Source organism: Sphingopyxis sp. GW821-FHT12C06 (genome assembly GCF_058807415.1).
This window is the reverse complement of the sequence record NZ_JBXAQR010000001.1, coordinates 638,438-654,327: the sequence shown is the minus strand read 5'-3', so window position 1 is coordinate 654,327 and position 15,890 is coordinate 638,438. Positions and strand designations below refer to the sequence as shown.

18 protein-coding genes are annotated in these 15,890 nt (G+C 65.4%); 13 read left to right on the top strand and 5 right to left on the bottom strand.

The genetic code is table 11. The annotated features are described in order from the left end of the window. Positions 1–9: 9 nt before the first annotated feature. Together AC1RRJ_RS03005 and AC1RRJ_RS03000 are read left to right on the top strand one after the other, a co-directional pair. Entirely contained in the window at positions 10–711 is a 702-nt protein-coding gene (locus AC1RRJ_RS03005; protein WP_493120231.1) for an ABC transporter ATP-binding protein, read from the top strand. Then, a complete protein-coding gene (locus AC1RRJ_RS03000; RefSeq protein ID WP_493120230.1) occupies positions 712–3,213 on the top strand; it encodes an ABC transporter permease in 2,502 nt (833 codons plus the stop codon). It begins immediately after the preceding gene. Here AC1RRJ_RS03000 and AC1RRJ_RS02995 read toward each other — a convergent pair. From AC1RRJ_RS02995 to thrS, 3 genes are read right to left on the bottom strand one after another with little or no spacing between them, the layout of a single operon-like run. Then, positions 3,210–3,971: a TSUP family transporter gene (locus tag AC1RRJ_RS02995; RefSeq protein ID WP_493120228.1), complete on the bottom strand. Its 762-nt coding sequence runs from the start codon at positions 3,969–3,971 to the stop codon at positions 3,210–3,212. The genes AC1RRJ_RS03000 and AC1RRJ_RS02995 overlap by 4 nt on opposite strands. Continuing rightward, the gene (locus AC1RRJ_RS02990; protein ID WP_493120692.1) at positions 3,968–4,819 is read right to left on the bottom strand and encodes a metallophosphoesterase; all 852 of its coding nucleotides are present in this window, start codon (positions 4,817–4,819) and stop codon (positions 3,968–3,970) included. Before AC1RRJ_RS02990 ends, AC1RRJ_RS02995 begins: the two co-directional genes overlap by 4 nt. A gap of 2 nt (positions 4,820–4,821) precedes the next feature. Further along, positions 4,822–6,825 (bottom strand): threonine--tRNA ligase, encoded by a 2,004-nt coding sequence (gene thrS / locus AC1RRJ_RS02985; RefSeq protein WP_493120227.1) that lies wholly within the window; start codon positions 6,823–6,825, stop codon positions 4,822–4,824. Between the two features lie 147 nt (positions 6,826–6,972). Between thrS and AC1RRJ_RS02980 the strand changes: the two genes are divergently transcribed. The 11 genes from AC1RRJ_RS02980 to AC1RRJ_RS02930 all read left to right on the top strand — a co-directional run bounded on the left by AC1RRJ_RS02980 (position 6,973) and on the right by AC1RRJ_RS02930 (position 12,183). Beyond that, entirely contained in the window at positions 6,973–7,407 is a 435-nt protein-coding gene (locus AC1RRJ_RS02980) for a MerC family mercury resistance protein (RefSeq protein WP_493120226.1), read from the top strand. Beyond that, on the top strand, positions 7,404–7,805 hold the full coding sequence (locus AC1RRJ_RS02975; RefSeq protein ID WP_493120225.1) for a VOC family protein: 402 nt from the start codon (positions 7,404–7,406) through the stop codon (positions 7,803–7,805). Before AC1RRJ_RS02980 ends, AC1RRJ_RS02975 begins: the two co-directional genes overlap by 4 nt. A gap of 120 nt (positions 7,806–7,925) precedes the next feature. Beyond that, complete coding sequence (locus AC1RRJ_RS02970; protein WP_493120224.1) at positions 7,926–8,519, top strand: hypothetical protein; 594 nt, start codon at positions 7,926–7,928, stop codon at positions 8,517–8,519. Beyond that, positions 8,516–8,707 carry a helix-turn-helix transcriptional regulator gene (locus tag AC1RRJ_RS02965; protein ID WP_493120223.1) on the top strand — a complete coding sequence of 64 codons (192 nt, stop codon included), beginning with the start codon at positions 8,516–8,518 and terminating at the stop codon, positions 8,705–8,707. Before AC1RRJ_RS02970 ends, AC1RRJ_RS02965 begins: the two co-directional genes overlap by 4 nt. Positions 8,708–8,786: 79 nt before the next feature. Continuing rightward, complete coding sequence (locus AC1RRJ_RS02960; protein WP_493120222.1) at positions 8,787–9,050, top strand: DUF6356 family protein; 264 nt, start codon at positions 8,787–8,789, stop codon at positions 9,048–9,050. A gap of 5 nt (positions 9,051–9,055) precedes the next feature. After that, complete coding sequence (locus AC1RRJ_RS02955) at positions 9,056–9,817, top strand: alpha/beta fold hydrolase (protein WP_493120221.1); 762 nt, start codon at positions 9,056–9,058, stop codon at positions 9,815–9,817. 13 nt (positions 9,818–9,830) lie between these two features. After that, entirely contained in the window at positions 9,831–10,268 is a 438-nt protein-coding gene (locus tag AC1RRJ_RS02950; RefSeq protein WP_493120220.1) for an acyl-CoA thioesterase, read from the top strand. Between the two features lie 8 nt (positions 10,269–10,276). Further along, positions 10,277–10,714 carry a VOC family protein gene (locus AC1RRJ_RS02945; RefSeq protein ID WP_493120219.1) on the top strand — a complete coding sequence of 146 codons (438 nt, stop codon included), beginning with the start codon at positions 10,277–10,279 and terminating at the stop codon, positions 10,712–10,714. A gap of 2 nt (positions 10,715–10,716) precedes the next feature. Then, positions 10,717–10,881 carry a hypothetical protein gene (locus tag AC1RRJ_RS02940; protein ID WP_493120218.1) on the top strand — a complete coding sequence of 55 codons (165 nt, stop codon included), beginning with the start codon at positions 10,717–10,719 and terminating at the stop codon, positions 10,879–10,881. Positions 10,882–10,954: 73 nt separating this feature from the next. Further along, positions 10,955–11,683 carry a hydroxyacylglutathione hydrolase gene (gene gloB / locus AC1RRJ_RS02935; protein WP_493120217.1) on the top strand — a complete coding sequence of 243 codons (729 nt, stop codon included), beginning with the start codon at positions 10,955–10,957 and terminating at the stop codon, positions 11,681–11,683. A gap of 56 nt (positions 11,684–11,739) precedes the next feature. Continuing rightward, entirely contained in the window at positions 11,740–12,183 is a 444-nt protein-coding gene (locus AC1RRJ_RS02930; protein WP_493120216.1) for a hypothetical protein, read from the top strand. 109 nt (positions 12,184–12,292) lie between these two features. Here the strand turns inward: AC1RRJ_RS02930 and AC1RRJ_RS02925 are convergent, their stop codons facing one another. Both AC1RRJ_RS02925 and ggt read right to left on the bottom strand, forming a co-directional pair. Beyond that, entirely contained in the window at positions 12,293–14,122 is a 1,830-nt protein-coding gene (locus AC1RRJ_RS02925; protein WP_493120215.1) for an AMP-dependent synthetase/ligase, read from the bottom strand. 52 nt (positions 14,123–14,174) lie between these two features. Beyond that, a complete protein-coding gene (gene ggt, locus AC1RRJ_RS02920; protein ID WP_493120214.1) occupies positions 14,175–15,866 on the bottom strand; it encodes a gamma-glutamyltransferase in 1,692 nt (563 codons plus the stop codon). Positions 15,867–15,890: the final 24 nt, after the last annotated feature.

Sequence of the window (15,890 nt, the reverse complement as noted above, 5' to 3'; positions counted from 1 at the left end):
GGTCCTTCCTTGACCGACGCGCATCGACCGTCGCCAGAACTGGCGATCGCCGCCCATAATGTGACGCTGACTTTGGGGAGCGACAAGGCCCCCGTCGAAATATTGCGCGGGGTCGACCTCGAGGTTCCCGCCGGAACGTCGGTCGCGCTGCTTGGCCCGTCGGGATCGGGCAAAAGCTCGCTGATGGCGGTGCTGGCGGGGCTCGAACGCGCCAACGGCGGCAGCATCCGCGTCGCGGGGCTCGATTTTGCGACGATGGATGAGGATGATCTGGCACGGGCAAGGCGCGGACGCGTCGGCATCGTGTTGCAGGCGTTTCATCTTCTCCCCACGATGACCGCGCTCGAGAATGTCGCGGTGCCGCTGGAGTTGGCGGGAATATCCGATCCATTCGGACGTGCCGCCGCCGAGTTGGAGGCGGTCGGGCTTGGCCACCGGCTCACCCACTATCCCGCGCAACTGTCGGGCGGCGAGCAGCAGCGCGTCGCCATCGCGCGCGCGATGGCGAGTTCGCCCGCGATCATCTTTGCCGACGAACCCACTGGCAATCTCGACACCGCGACGGGGCATGTGATCATCGAACTGATCTTTGCGCGCCGCGCCGCGCTGGGTGCGACATTGCTGATCATCACCCATGACCCCGAACTCGCCGAGCATTGCGATCGTGTTGTGGTGATGCACGATGGAAAAATCGAAGAGCGGACCGCTTAGGTGCTCCCGCTCGCCACCCTCTGGCGGATCGCCCGGCGCGATCTTGCGACGCGCATCCGCGGTCTTCGGCTGCTCGCGGTCTGCCTGTTCCTCGGCGTCGCGACGCTCGCGGCGATCGGCAGCCTGACGCGCGGTATTACGTCCGAACTCGAGGTGCGCGGCCAGACGATCCTTGGCGGCGACGTCGAATTCAGCCTGCCCCAGCGCGAAGCGACCGCCGAGGAGATGGCGGGTTTCCGGCGCGTCGGCACCCCATCGGCAACCGTGCGGATGCGCGCGATGGCCAATGCGCCGGGCGGCGATGCGCTCTTGTCCGAACTCAAGGCGATCGACGGCGCCTATCCGCTCTATGGCAGCATGCGGCTGGAGAGCGGCGAACGGCGCGGTCCGCCGCCGCCGGGCGGCATCTGGATCGGCAAGGATCTTGCCTCGCGGCTCGACCTCAAGCCCGCGGGTCATGTGAAGTTCGGCGACAAGACGTTCAAAATCGACGGCATCATCGCCGAAGAACCCGACCGGCTGGGCGAGGGCTTCACCCTCGGCCCCGTCGCGATCATCGGCCTCGCCGACCTGCCCGCGACGCAATTGATCCAGCCGGGGAGCCTCTACGAAAGCAAATATCGCCTCCGCCTGCCCGATAGCGCCAATCCCGAAGCGGTCGGCAAGGCGCTGACTGCCCAATTCCCCGAGGCCGGCTGGGACATTACCGACCGCAGCAACGGCGCACCGGGAACGCGGCGCTTCATCGAGCGCATGGGGCAGTTCCTGTCGCTCGTCGGGCTTGCCGCGCTGGTGATTGCCGGGATCGGCGTCGGCAATGGCGTCGCGAGCTATCTCGCGGGCAAGCGGCCCGGACTTGCGACGCTGAAAGTGCTCGGCGCTGACAGCGGCGCGGTGCTGCGCATTTATGGCCTGCAAATTTTGGCGGTGGCGGCGGTCTCGATCGTCGCCGGACTGATCGTCGGCGCGCTCGCGCCGGTGGCGATCGGCGCGGTCGCGGGGGATGTCCTGCCAGTGCGTCCGGGCTTCGCCATCTATCCGCTGCCGCTTGCGGTCAGCGCGGCCTACGGGCTGTTGATCGCCATCGCCTTTGCCCTGCCCCCGCTTGCGGCAACCAAGCATGTGCCTGCGGCGGGGCTCTATCGCGCGACGGTCGACAGCGCGGCGCGGATCGACCGGCCGACGGTTGTCGCGGTGGGTACGGCGCTCGCGGCGATCATCGCGCTTGCGGTCGGCACCGCCCGCGAGCCCTTGTTCGCGCTGAGTTTCATCGGCGCCGCCATCGGCCTGCTCCTCATCCTCGTTGGTTTGGGCTGGTTCGTCCGCCGCACTGCGAGCCGCCTGCCGCGCCCGCGCCGCCCGCTGTTCCGTCTCGCGCTCGCCAACCTGCATCGCCCCGGCGCCGCGACCGGCGCGCTGGTGGTGGCGCTGGGGCTCGGGCTGACCTTGTTCGTTACCCTTGCCGCGATCCAGACGAGCATCACCGCCGAGATAGCGCGCACCGTCCCACAGCGCGCGCCGAGCTTCTTTGTCCTCGACGTGCCCCGCGACGGCATCGCGCCGTTCCGCGCGCTGGTGCGCGAGGCCGACCCGCAAGCCGACGTCAATCTGATCCCGGCGCTGCGCGGCAGCGTCACCGAATTTCGCGGCCAGCGCGTCGACGAACTCGCCGAATTGCCCGAAGGCGCGTGGGTGCTGCGCGGCGACCGCGGGCTGACCTATAGCCCCGTCCTGCCCAACGGCAGTACGCTGGTCGGCGGCACATGGTGGGCGGCCGATTACAAAGGACCGCCGCTGGTCAGCGTCGAGCAGGAGGTTGCGACGTCGCTGGGGCTGAAAATCGGCGATACGTTGTCGGTCAATGTCCTTGGCGTCGAGGTGCAGGCCAAGGTCGCCTCGCTGCGCACCGTCGAGTGGGACAATTTCGGGCTCAACTATGTGCTCGTCTTTTCGCCCGGCACCTTCGACGCCGCGCCGCACAATATGGTCGCGACGGTAGCGGTATCGCCCGAGGCCGAAACCGCGCTGGCGCGCAGCATCCCGCGCGCCTTCCCCTCGGCGTCGCTGATTGCAGTGCGCGATGTCGTGTCGCAAGTCACGACCCTGCTCACCCAGATGAGCCAGGCGATCGCCGCGGCGGCGAGCATCGCGATCCTCGCCGGCATCGCGGTGCTGATCGGCGCGATTGCGGCGAGCCGCGAACGGCGCGTTTACGACAGCGTGATCCTGAAACTGCTCGGCGCGACGCGCGGCCAGATACTGGGTGCGCAGGGGCTGGAATATGCGGTGCTGGCGGCGATCCTCGCGGTGCTGGCGCTCGGGCTCGGGCTCGCCGGGGCGTGGTATGTCGTCACCCAGCTGTTCGAATTCACCTTCGCGCCCGACCCGTTCATCGTCGGCGCGACCTTGCTCGGCGGCGCGGGGCTGTCGTTCCTGATCGGGATCGCGGGAAGCTGGCCGCTGCTCTCCGCGCGCCCGGCGCAGGCGCTGCGCAGCCTCTAGTTCAGCGCCCGCACTACCGCCGACACGGCGGCGACGCCGAGGACAACCGCGACCATCGCCTGCCAAACATGTGGCGGGACGCGGCCGAAATGGCGCGCGCCGACGCGGTTGCCGAGCCACATCGGCGGGAACAGCAGCACCGCGAGCAGGAACAAGCGCCACGTCGCAATCCCGACCCACAGCGCCGCGAGCGACCCCGCGATCGCAGTTCCAAAAAAGATGAGCAGCATCGACGCCCGCGTCACCCGCGGCTCGAGATGGCGGCGGAAATAGAAAGGCACCACCGGCGGCCCCGGCATCGCGGCAAAGCCGGTCAGGATTCCCGCCGCAATCCCGGTTCCGCCCACCGCGAGGCGGCCCGGCTGATGCCCCTCCGCCTGCTTGGGAAGCAGCACCGCGACGAACGCCCCGACCGCGACCGTCGTAATCAATATCCGCGCGAGATCGGGGGTCGTGGCATCGAGCGCGAACATGCCGATCGGGGTCGTCGCCATCGCGAGCAGCGCGATCGGCACCGCGGTCGCGCGGTCGGCATCGGCCATGATGACCTTGATCCCCACCGGGCCGATCAGCAGTTGCAGCAGGATGCCGAGCACCACGGCCTCACCCGGCGCCATGATGAGGCCCAGCAGCGGTACGAGGATGATCGCCATGCCGAAGCCGGTCAGCCCGCGCACATAAGCGGCGCCAAAGGTCATCGCCGCCGCGCCGGCGAGGGTCAACGGCGCGATGCCCGCGAGTTGCGACAGGTCGGTCATGGGCGGGCGGCCTTTGCTTTGAGAGTGACCAGCCACGCATCGGGCGGTGTGTTGAAACGGAGCGGCAAGATGCTCGTCCCGAGCCCGGCGCCGACGAAGATGCGCTGGCCGCCATCGCGAATGTCGCCGCAAGCGAAGCGGTCGCCGTAGCGCGAGACATAGGAAATCGCACCGATGAGCGGGAAACGAATCTGGCCGCAATGGGTGTGGCCGGCAAAGACGGCGGCGACGGGACGCGGCAGATCGGGAACGATGTCGGGGCTGTGCGTCAGGAGCAGCGGTACGCCCGGGCCAAGCCGGTCCATCGCGGCGAGCGTGGCGGGAAGATCGTCATACCCCGAATAATCATCGTCGACCCCGCCGATGACCAGCGGACCCAGCTTTACGGCTTCGTTCTGGAGCACGCGCAGTCCGCGCTTTTCCAGTTCGCCGCGCAGCGCATCGGGCTGAAACCAGTGATCGTGATTGCCCGGCGCGACGACGACGCCCAGCGGCGCGCGGAGCCCGCCTAGCGGCGCCACTACCTCGGCGGGGGTATAGATGTGCGTCGCGCTGCGCTTTTCGCTGACGAGATCGCCCGCAATCAGCACAAGGTCGGGCCGCAGCGCGTTGAGCTCTGCAACAATGCGCGCCAGCCGCTCGGGCGGCATGTCAGGGCCCGCGACATGAATGTCCGACAGCAACAGCAGTTTGAGCGGCGGCTGGCCCGCGGGCCAGTCGGCGACTTCAACCGTCGCCGACCGGATGACCGGATCGCGCGTCGCGTTCCAATAGCCCCTGACGAGAAGCGCGGCGCCGACGAGCGCCAGCAGCAACAGCCAGCGCCACCAGCGTCGCCGCGGCTTCACACTCAATCGCGCAGATCGGGCGGGGTCGCCTCGCCCTTCAGCATCACGATCGCTTCGGCGAGCGGCATGATACGCTGACCGTCCTGACCGAGGGTGCGGATCGCGACGGTGCCTTCCTCGGCCTCGCGCTTGCCGACGACGAGCAGATAAGGGACCTTTTGCAGGCTGTGTTCGCGGACCTTGTAATTGATCTTCTCGTTACGAAGGTCGCTTTCGGCGCGGATGCCCGCCGCGGTGAGTTGCGCCACCGCGTCCTTCGCATAATCGTCGGCGTCGGACACGATCGTCGCGACGACCGCCTGCACCGGCGCGAGCCAGGTCGGGAAGCGACCGGCGAAATGCTCGATCAGTATGCCGATGAAACGCTCATAAGTGCCAAGGATCGCGCGGTGGAGCATCACCGGGCGGTGGCGCGCGCCATCCTCGCCGATATAGCTCGCATCGAGGCGTTCGGGCATGACGCGGTCGGACTGGATCGTCCCGCACTGCCAGGTCCGGCCGATCGCGTCGGTCAGGTGGAATTCGAGCTTGGGCGCATAAAAGGCGCCCTCGCCCGGCAATTCTTCCCAGCCATAATCGTCGTTCGCCATGCCGGCGCGTTCGACCGCTTCGCGAAGCTCGGCCTCGGCCTTGTCCCACATTTCTTCGGTGCCGAAGCGCATGTCGGGACGCAGGGCGAGCTTCACCGCATATTTCTCGAAACCGAGCTGCTTGTAGACGCGGTCGAGCAGCGCGCAGAAATCGCGCACTTCCTCGACAATCTGATCTTCGCGGCAGAAGATATGACCGTCGTCCTGCGTGAACTGGCGCACGCGCATGATGCCGTGGAGCGCACCATGCGGTTCGTTGCGGTGGCAGCAGCCCATTTCGGCCATGCGCAGCGGCAGGTCGCGGTACGACTTGGTCCCCTGACGGAAGATCAGGACGTGCGCCGGGCAGTTCATCGGCTTGAGCGCCATCCATTCGGCGTCGTCGGAGACGATCGGGCCTTCATCCTCGATGTTCGGGACTTCGTCGGGGATGACGAACATATTCTCGCGATATTTGCCCCAGTGGCCCGATTGCTCCCACTGCTTGGCGTCCATCACCTGCGGGGTCTTGACCTCGGCATAGCCCGAACCGTCGATCGCGCGGCGCATATAGGCCTCGAGCTCGCGGTAGATGCGATAGCCCTTGGGGTGCCAGAAGACGCTGCCGTGCGCTTCTTCCTGAAGGTGGAACAGGTCCATCTCGCGGCCGATCTTGCGGTGGTCGCGCTTCGCAGCTTCCTCGAGCCGGACGAGATGTTCATTGAGCTGCTTTTTGTTGAGCCAGCCGGTGCCGTAGATGCGGCTGAGCTGGGCATTTTTCTGGTCGCCGCGCCAATAGGCGCCCGACACGCGCGTCAGCTTGAACGCCGCGGGGTCGAGCTTGCCGGTCGACGCGAGATGCGGGCCGCGGCACATGTCCATCCAGCCGTCTCCCGAACGATAGACGGTCAGTTCCTCGCCCTCGGGCAGTTCGGCGGCCCATTCGGCCTTGAAGCTTTCGCCATCGGCCGCCCATTTGGCGATCAGCTTGTCGCGCTCCCACACTTCGCGCGTGAGCGGCAGATCGGCGGCGATGATGCGGCGCATCTCTTCCTCGATCAGCGGCAGTTCGTCGTCGCGGAACGGGCCGCGCTCGGCGGCAGGCGCGAAGTCGTAATAGAAACCATCGCCCGTCGACGGGCCGAAGGTGATCTGGGTGCCGGGAAACAGGTTCTGCACCGCTTCAGCCAGCACATGCGCATAGTCGTGGCGGAAGAGTTCGAGCGCATCGGCCTCGTCGCGGCTGGTCACCAGCGCGAGGTTGGTATCCTCCTCCAGCGGGCGCATGATATCGCGCAGTTCGCCGTCGATTTTCGCGGCGAGGGCCGCCTTGGCAAGGCCTGGTCCAATGTCGGCCGCAATCTGCGCCGCGGTAGTTCCGCGCGCGACTTCTCGGGCAGAGCCATCGGGAAGGGTGACGCGGATCATCTGGGACATCGAAAAAGGGGCCTTTCTGGCGGGATAAACACCCGCCCCTTTGCCAGCGCGCAACAGGGGCGGCAAGTGCCCGATTCACAATATGACTTGTAATGATATGTTGTATCCTTATCTGGGCGACGCCGCTCCTCCCGCGAAAGAAATTCCATGTGCCTCCCCACACTCCGCCCGCGCGCCGCCGATCTGGCCGGGGTCGGCCTTTCGCTGACCTGCCTCGTCCATTGCCTCGCGCTGCCACTCGCCATCCTGCTCGCTCCGGCGCTCGGCCACTGGCTGACCCTGCCCGAGGATATGCACGCCGCGATCCTCCTGCTCGCGCTGCCTGCCGCGCTGATCGCGATGTCGGACGGGTGGCGACGGCACCGGCGGCTCGCCCCGGCCTTGCTCGCGGCGCTGGGGCTCGGCTTGCTGACGCTCGGGCTCGCCGCGCACGAAGGATGGATCGCGGCGGCCGATCGCGAGATTGCCGACCGGCTGCTGACGTCGGCGGGAGCGATCAGCCTCGCCGCCGCGCACCTCTTCAACTGGCGGTGGCGCCACCGCTTGGCCGATCGGGCGGCGCACGATAGTCTGCGCCCATGACCGACCAGCCCCGCCATAGCGTCGTCGCCATCCTTCCGTGCACCGACCTCGATGTCAGCACCGCTTTTTACGAACGGCTCGGGCTGATGCTCGAAAGCGACTATGGCAGCTATCGCATCCTCGGCGACGGGGCAGGCTGGCAGCTTCATCTGACCAGCGAGTCGCCCGACGGCTGGCTGGTGCCGGGACAAAATCCCTTCGGCCTCTATTTTTACACCGCGCGCGTCGGCGAAATCGCGGCGCGGATGCGCGACCATATCCTCGAACGCGAAAAGGCGCCGACGCACAAGCCGTGGGGCATGTACGAGTTCGCGCTGTCGGACCCCGACGAAACGCTGGTCCGCATCGGCTGGCCGAGCCGGTTGATCGGCGAAGCCCCGGCTTTGCCACTTCCCTGACATTCGTAACCCCGGGTCAGGTCCGGGATGGCGATGTGACTTCATGACCTTGTCAATGAAACTTGACTTCTCCACTTTTTATTGTCAACTTTCCTTTACTGATTCGCAAGGGAGCTTGACATGATGGCCAACACCGCCTCCTCGGCAAAACGCGCCACCTTCTTCTGGATAACGGCCTTCATGGTCGGGATGTTCGGCACCGGCCTGTTGCTGTTCACCGATTTCATCCAGCCACCGTGGGGCATGGCGGTGATGCTCCTTCCTATGCTGCTGCTGATCCCGCTGGTGCGCGCGTCGGAGCGGATGCAGCGCGCGACCGGCTCCGCTTCCCTCGCTGCGGCGCGTTATGGCCGGCGGATGCTCGCCGCTTCCTTCGCCTATGTGATCGGGTTTTTGATCGCGGTGGCGCTGTTCGACGATCGGGCGATTTCGAAGCCGGTAGCGGCGGCGCTCTCGCTGCTGCCGACGCTCGGCACATTCGGCATGATCTGGGCGATGGCTCGTTATGTCATCGAGGAGAGCGATGAATATCTGCGTGTCCGGGCAGTCAATGCCGCGCTTGTGGCGACAGGATTTCTGCTCGCCACCGGAACCTTCTGGGGATTTCTGACGACCTTCGGCGTCGCGCCGCATGTCCCTATGTGGGCGGTGGTGCCGGTGTGGGCCATTGGCCTTGCGATCGGCCAACTGGTGAACAAGGTGCGCGGCGCGTGAAGAACCGGCTGAAAGTCCTGCGCGCCGAACGCGACTGGAGCCAGGGCGATCTGGCCGAGCGGCTGGGAGTCTCGCGCCAGTCGGTCAACGCGATCGAGACGGGCAAATATGACCCGTCGCTCCCCCTCGCCTTTCGTATCGCCGACCTGTTCGGCCTGCCGATCGAGGCCATATTCCTGAGAGATTGAGCCGTCGAAAGCCGCCGCCCTTGCGAGCGATATGCGATCCCGCTAGGGCGGCCGCAACCGGAAAGGAGCGGTCCCCCCAATGCTCAAGCTGTTCAAGCGCCTGTTCGTCGACCATCCTAGGAGCGTCGATGAAAATTACCTCGAGCATTTCGGCGTCGCGTCGAAATTCGGCGTGACGATGATCTATGGCGGCCTGTGCGCACTCGTCCATGCCGTTGTTCCGGGCTGGTGCATCACCACGGGCAGCGACACGATCCAGCGGCTCAACCATATCATGGTCGAAAAGCGGCGCGCCAAGGGACAAGCCGTTATGCAGATGAGCACGATCGACTGGGTCATCTGAACGGCGTGACCGAAACACCCGCGCCTGAATATCTGGAGCGGTCCGCCCGCCCCCGCCTCGCCTGTCGCCATGTCGCAGGATCGGGGCCGACGATCGTCTTTCTTCCCGGCTATATGTCCGACATGGAAGGCGGCAAGGCGACCGCGCTTTATGCTTGGGCGGCGGCCGAAGGCCGCGCCTGCCTGCTGCTCGATTATGCCGGTTGCGGGCAGTCGGACGGCCTGTTCGCCGAACAGAATCTGATCGACTGGCGCGGCGATATCATCGACCTGATCGATGCACGCGTCGACGGGCCCGTGCTGATTGTCGGATCGTCCATGGGCGGCTGGCTGATGCTGCTCGCCGCGCTCGCGCTTGTCCGGCGCGATGGAGCGAAACGTGTCGCGGGGCTGGTCGGCATCGCGGCTGCGCCCGACTTCACCGAATGGGGTTTCAGCGACGCCGAAAAGGCAATCATCCTCGCCGAGGGTGAACTTCGCGAAGAAACGCCGTACAGCGACCAGCCCTATGTGACGACGCGCGGCTTTTTCCAGTCTGGCGAAGCGAACCGGCTGCTGGGCGCCGCCATTCCCCTCGCCTGCCCGGTCCGCCTGCTTCACGGGCAGGAGGACGGCGATGTCCCGCCCGGCATCAGCCTGCGCCTGTCGGCCGCGCTCGCCAGCGACGATGTGCAGGTCACGCTCATCAAGGGCGGCGACCACCGCCTGTCGCGCGATAGTGACATCGCGCTGCTGATCGACACCGTCGCGCGGCTCGCGACCCACTAGCAAAAGGATTATCATGGCCCGCAGCGATTTTCGTTTTTCCGTCCGCAAACGCGTCCGCTATGCCGAAATCGACGCGCAGGCCGTGGTGTTCAACAGCCGCTATCTCGAATATTTCGACATCGGGATCACCGAATATTGGCGCGCCGCCGGGGTCCATGACCGCTGGCCGCACCGTGAAAGCCCCGAATTCCACGTCGCGCGCGCCGAGGTCGATTACAAGGCGCCGATCCTGCTCGACGAGGAAATCGACATTTGCGTGCGCTGTTCGCGCGTCGGCAAAAGTTCGATGGTCTATCTGTTCGAACTGCATGGCGCGGGCGCCGACGATCTTCGCGCGGCCGGCCTGCTGGTCAACGTCCATGTCGCCGAGGCGCAGGGCGCGGCGACACCGGTGCCCGATGAATTCGTATCCTTGTTCGAAGCCTTTGAAGAAACGCCGCTGCGTGCCTAAATAGGGGCATGGCAAAATATCTTCATACGATGATCCGGGTCACCGACCCCGATGCAACGATCGCCTTCTTCAACCATATCGGTCTGGAGGAAACCCGCCGCTTCGACAGCGAGCAAGGACGCTTCACCCTGATCTTCCTCGCCTGCCCGGGGCAGGACGGCATAGCCGAGGTCGAACTGACCTGGAATTGGCCCGCCGAGGACGGCAGCGCGCCCGAAGTCTATACCGGCGGCCGCAACTTCGGCCATCTTGCCTATCGCGTCGACGATATTTACGCGACGTGCCAGCGGCTGATGGACGCCGGGGTCACGATCAACCGGCCGCCGCGCGACGGCCATATGGCGTTCGTCCGCTCGCCCGACGGCATTTCGGTCGAGTTGCTGCAGGAAGGCCATTTGCCGCCGCAGGAACCCTGGGCCTCGATGCCCAACACGGGAAGCTGGTAAGAATGACGCCGGGCGCACCGATCGATTTCGATGCGCCCGGCCTTGCCGCAACGGCCGCGGAAGAGGGGGAGACAGATAGCTTTCGCTATGGCAAACTCACCCTGTTCGCCGCACCGTTCGGCCCCATCGAATTTAACAGCAAAGGACAGGATGCAATCGTGCATTGAAGATGTACGATCAAGGCGGATCGCCACCGGCTCCGTCTGAATGGTTGAGAGGCTGGCGAGAAAGGAGACGTTCGTGACTGCACTCGACATCGTCCGCATTCCCGTCCTCAGCGACAATTATGTCTGGCTGGTCCACGAGCCCCGGAGCAAGGCGACGATGGTCGTCGACCCAGCGGTCGCCGAACCGGTCCTCGCCGCGGCGGCGGAGCGCGGCTGGACGATCACCGACATCTGGAACACCCATTGGCACCCCGACCACACCGGCGGCAATGCCGCGATCAAGCAAGCAACAGGCTGCACGATCACTGGCCCCGCTGCCGAATTTGAACGCATCCCGACACTCGATGTGCAGGTGAAGGGCGGCGATCGCGTCCGGCTGGGCGAGGTCGAAGCCGACGTCTGGGACGTGCCCGCGCATACCGCCGGCCATATCGCCTATCATTTCGCCAGTGACGACGCGATCTTCGTCGGCGACACGATGTTCGCGATGGGCTGCGGCCGCCTGTTCGAAGGCACCGCCGAACAGATGTTCGCCAATATGCAAAAGCTGGGCACGCTCGACGACGCGACGCGCGTTTATTGCGCGCACGAATATACGTTGTCGAACGCACGCTTCGCGGTAACCGTCGATCCCGGCAATGACGCGCTCGCCGCGCGGCTGGCGGCGGTCGAGGCCGCGCGCGCCGCGGGCGAGGCGACGGTGCCGACGAGCATCGGCGCCGAACGCGCGACCAATCCCTTTCTGCGCGCACCGAATGCCGCCGAACTCGGGCGCATCCGCGCGCTGAAGGATGCAGCATGACCCGGAAAATCACACCATTCCTGAACGTTAGCCTGAAACCGTCAAGGAGACACGAGATGGCAAAGCCGAAGCTGATCTATGCCGCAGCGCTGGTCGCGGCGCCGCTGATCGCCAGCTGTGCTCCGGCAGGCAGCGCCGCTCCCGGCGCCGAAGCGCTCACCCCGAAACAGGCCGAGCGGCTCAACAAGCAGCTCGCGGGCAAGGTTCCGGGTCCGCCCGAAAAATGCCTGCCCAATTTCCGGACCACCGACACGATCCGCATATCGGACGACATCCTGCTCTATCGGGCCAGCGGCAAGCTGGTCTATCGCAACGACCTGAAGGGCAGCTGCCCGGGTCTGGCGCGCGACAGCGACATCATGGTCGTGCGCCAGTTCGGATCGTCAACCTGTGCCGGTGATTTTTTCCATCTGGTCGACCGGTCGAGCGGCATCCGCGGCCCGACCTGCGTCCTTGGCGAATTCGTCCCCTATCGCAAACCGGAAGGGGACGCAGGCTGAACTCAAGGGTTCAGCCACGGGCGGGGTCCGGTTTGCACCGAGCTCCTCGGGTCGCAACCCCGCCTGTTATATGTAGTCAGGCCGCCCCCGCAAAGGCAGGGGCGACGGGCTATGCCTTGTACAGTGCGGCGATCTTGTCCGCATAAACGTCCCTGAGGATATGGCGCCGAATCTTCATCGACGGCGTCATCTGCTCGTTCTCGATAGTGAAAGGCGCATCGGCGAGGTCGAATTTGCGGACCTTCTCGACCACCGACAGCTGATCGTTGACACGGTCGACCGCGGCACGCAGCGCGGTGCGGAATTTCTCATGTTCGCGCAGCCGCCCCAGGTCTTTGGGCAGCCCTTCGGCCTCGGCCCATTCGGCCATCCATTCGGGATCGGGAACAAGGATGCCGACAAGATGCGGACGCTTGTCGCCATAGACCATCGCCTGAAGGATTTCGGGCTGGAGGGTCAGCATCCCCTCGACGCGCTGGGGCGAGACATTGTCGCCCTTGTCGTTGACGATCAGATCCTTCTTGCGGTCGGTGATGACGATGCGGCCTTGCGGATCGATATGGCCGATGTCGCCGGTATGGAGCCACGGCCCCTTGTCGGGCTCGGCCGGATCAGGAACGAGCACACGCTCGGTCTCCGCCTCGTTGCGCCAATAGCCCTTCATCACCAGCTCGCCGCGCACCAATATCTCGCCGTCGTCGGCGATGCGCACTTCGGTGTTCATCAGCGGCGGACCGACGGTGTCCATCTTGATCCCGGCGCTCGGGCGATTGCAGCTGATCACCGGCCCTGCCTCGGTCTGGCCATAACCCTGAAGCAGAGTGAGGCCGATCGAGTGGAAGAAGACGCCGATTTCAGGATTGAGCGGCGCACCGCCCGACACCAGCGCCTTCATCCGGCCACCGAAGCGTTTCTGGATCTTGGGCCGGAACAATTTGTCGAGGATGATGTCGACCGGCCGGTCGAGCACGCCCAGGCGGCGCTCATAATCCTTTTCACCGACGCGCAGCGCCTGACCCAGCATCCAGTTGGCAAGCTTGCCCTGTTTTTCGACCGATTTGATCATCCGCGCGCGGATCACCTCGAACAGGCGCGGCACGACGACCATGATCGTCGGGCGCGTCTCCTCGATATTCGCCACGAGCTTTTCGAGGCCTTCGCTGTAGTAAATCTGCGCGCCGACCATGATCGGCAGAAACTGGCCGCCCGAATGTTCATAGGCGTGACTGAGCGGCAGGAAGGACAGGAAAACCTCTTCGTCGCCGATACCGAAGTCGTTGACCAGCACTTCGGCGGCGCCCGCGGCATTGTGCAGGATCGCGCCATGATGCTGCATCACCCCGCGCGGAGCGCCGCCGGTACCGCTGGTATAGATAAGGCAGGCGGTGTCGTCGCGGGTTATCCCGGCCGCGCGCGTGCGCGCTTCATCCAGATGCGCCTCGCCACCGGTAACGAGCGGATCCCAGTCATGGATCGCAACATCGCCCTGCTGGCCGATACGCAGATTTTCCATGCTGATGACGATATGCGCGTTCGAGCGCATCACCGCGGGCATCAGCGTCCGGGCGAGCTTCGCGGTCGAAACCACCACCGCGCGGGCGCCGCTGTTGTCGAGGATATGCTGGTGATCGCGTTCGGTGTTGGTCGTATAGGTCGGGACGGTGATGCAACCCGCGGCCATGATGCCAAGGTCGGCGATGCACCATTCGGGACGGTTTTCGCTGACCAGCACCACCCGGTCGCCATCCTTCAGCCCAAGCGCACGCAAATGATGCGCGAGCGCCGAAACCTGATGCGCGACCTGTCGCCAGCTCAGCGGCTGCCACGCCCGATCGGTCTTGCGCCACAGAAACGGATCGTCGCCGCCCCGTTCGGCGCGGTCGAGGAACATCGCGACCAGGCTGGGGAAGTGGTCGAGATGCGGGTTTTTCAGCTTCATTCTTCTACTCTCCCCGGAGAGGTTGGTCTGTTATGTTTTTTCTGGTCTTGTCCTAGCCTTGCGGCGGCGCATCATCCACCGACGAGGTGCCGGGGCCACGCGGGTCGGCAGCGCCGTGCCACACATCGCCAACGCGCTGCGCGGCATTGAGTTTCGACCCCAGGTCGGTGGGGTTAAAGTCATAGCCAAAGGGCTTCATCTGTTCGGCGATCGCCTTGCCGGCGTCATTGCCCTCGATCAGCACGCCCGACTGGCCGAAAAACAGATTGGGGAGCGCAATCGCCTCCTCGGCGCTGAGTCCCCAATCGAGCACACCGACCAGCGTCTTGGCCACATGCATGATGATCCGCTTGCCGCCCGCCGAACCAACCGCGAACATGATTTTGCCGTCGGGGCCATAGACGACCGTCGGCGACATCGACGACAGCGGCCGTTTGCCCGCTTCGACACGGTTCGCGGCGGGCGCTCCGCCCTTTTCGGGGCTCAGGTCGAAATCGGTCATCTCGTTGTTGAGGAAATAGCCGTTGGCGATCAGGTTGCTGCCAAAGATGCTTTCGACCGTCGAGGTCATCGACGCGACGCTGCCCGCGCGATCGACGACGACGAAATGGGTCGTCCCCTGTTCGGCGACCGGGCCTGAGGCGGTGCGCGGCTTCGCCCCCGGCGGATTGCCGGCGGGATAGCTTGTCGCACGACCATAGGGCGAGATCAGCTGCCGTCGGTCGGCCAGATAATTTTTGTCGAGCAGCCCCGTGACCGGTACATCGACGAAATCGCCGTCGCCGAGATATTTTTCGCGGTCGGCATAGGCGAGTTGCATCGCCTCCGACAACAGGTGCCAACTCATCGGGTTGGCCTGCCCCATCGTCTTCATGTCCCAGCCCTCGAGCATGCCGAGAATTCCGAAAACGGTGGTCGCGCCCGACGAGGGCGGACCCATGCCGCACACCTTGTAGACGCGGTAGGTGGTGCAGACCGCCGGGCGATCCTTCGCCTTATATGCCGCCATATCCTTGGTGGTCAGTATCGCAGGGTTGCGCGGCGCCCTGGCCACCGCATCGCTGATCGCGCGCGCATTGGCGCCGGTGTAAAAAGCGTCGGGACCGCGCGCGGCGATGTCGCGCAGCAGAGCGGCATAGGCCGGATTCTTCAGCCGCGTGCCCACCGGCGCGGGCTTGCCGTCGATGTAATAAATCGCGCGCGCGTCCGGGAAATCCTTCCACTGGGACTGGTAGCGATCGAGCCAGTTGTAGAGCGCGGGGGTCACTTGATACCCCTCTTCCGCCAGCTTGATCGCCGGCTGAAACAGCGCCTTCCATTCGAGCTTGCCCCAGCGCTTGTGCGCCATTTCCATCAACCGCACATTGCCCGGGACGCCGACCGACAGCCCGCCCGGTATCACGTCCATATAGGGGCGCGGCTTGCCGTCGGGGCCGAGGAAGCGGCCGGGCTTCGCCGCAGCTGGGGCTATTTCGCGCCCGTCGACCGTCCCGATGCTGCCATCACCGGCGTTGTGATAGATCAGGAAACCGCCGCCCCCGACGCCGCTCGACTGTGGCTCGACGAGCGTCAGCACCGCGACCATCGCGATCGCAGCGTCGGCGGCCGAGCCACCCGCATGCAAAATCTGACGCCCCGCCTCGGTCGCACGTGCGTCGGCCGATGAAGTGACACCCTGTGCCGCAGCAAGCGACGGAATAGCGATGACGAAAAGGCTGGTTGCAGCGAGGAATCGTTTGATCATGAACCGACTTTGGCGCGGGGGTCG

What these genes read in the sequence shown, in the direction of transcription:
- AC1RRJ_RS02995 (WP_493120228.1), bottom strand. Translation starts at nt 3,971, where the DNA reads ATGACCGACCTGTCGCAACTCGCGGGCATCGCGCCGTTGACCCTCGCC.
- thrS (WP_493120227.1), bottom strand. Translation starts at nt 6,825, where the DNA reads ATGTCCCAGATGATCCGCGTCACCCTTCCCGATGGCTCTGCCCGAGAA.
- AC1RRJ_RS02980 (WP_493120226.1), top strand. Translation starts at nt 6,973, where the DNA reads ATGTGCCTCCCCACACTCCGCCCGCGCGCCGCCGATCTGGCCGGGGTC.
- AC1RRJ_RS02975 (WP_493120225.1), top strand. Translation starts at nt 7,404, where the DNA reads ATGACCGACCAGCCCCGCCATAGCGTCGTCGCCATCCTTCCGTGCACC.
- AC1RRJ_RS02970 (WP_493120224.1), top strand. Translation starts at nt 7,926, where the DNA reads ATGATGGCCAACACCGCCTCCTCGGCAAAACGCGCCACCTTCTTCTGG.
- AC1RRJ_RS02960 (WP_493120222.1), top strand. Translation starts at nt 8,787, where the DNA reads ATGCTCAAGCTGTTCAAGCGCCTGTTCGTCGACCATCCTAGGAGCGTC.
- AC1RRJ_RS02950 (WP_493120220.1), top strand. Translation starts at nt 9,831, where the DNA reads ATGGCCCGCAGCGATTTTCGTTTTTCCGTCCGCAAACGCGTCCGCTAT.
- AC1RRJ_RS02945 (WP_493120219.1), top strand. Translation starts at nt 10,277, where the DNA reads ATGGCAAAATATCTTCATACGATGATCCGGGTCACCGACCCCGATGCA.
- AC1RRJ_RS02940 (WP_493120218.1), top strand. Translation starts at nt 10,717, where the DNA reads ATGACGCCGGGCGCACCGATCGATTTCGATGCGCCCGGCCTTGCCGCA.
- AC1RRJ_RS02930 (WP_493120216.1), top strand. Translation starts at nt 11,740, where the DNA reads ATGGCAAAGCCGAAGCTGATCTATGCCGCAGCGCTGGTCGCGGCGCCG.
- AC1RRJ_RS02925 (WP_493120215.1), bottom strand. Translation starts at nt 14,122, where the DNA reads ATGAAGCTGAAAAACCCGCATCTCGACCACTTCCCCAGCCTGGTCGCG.
- ggt (WP_493120214.1), bottom strand. Translation starts at nt 15,866, where the DNA reads ATGATCAAACGATTCCTCGCTGCAACCAGCCTTTTCGTCATCGCTATT.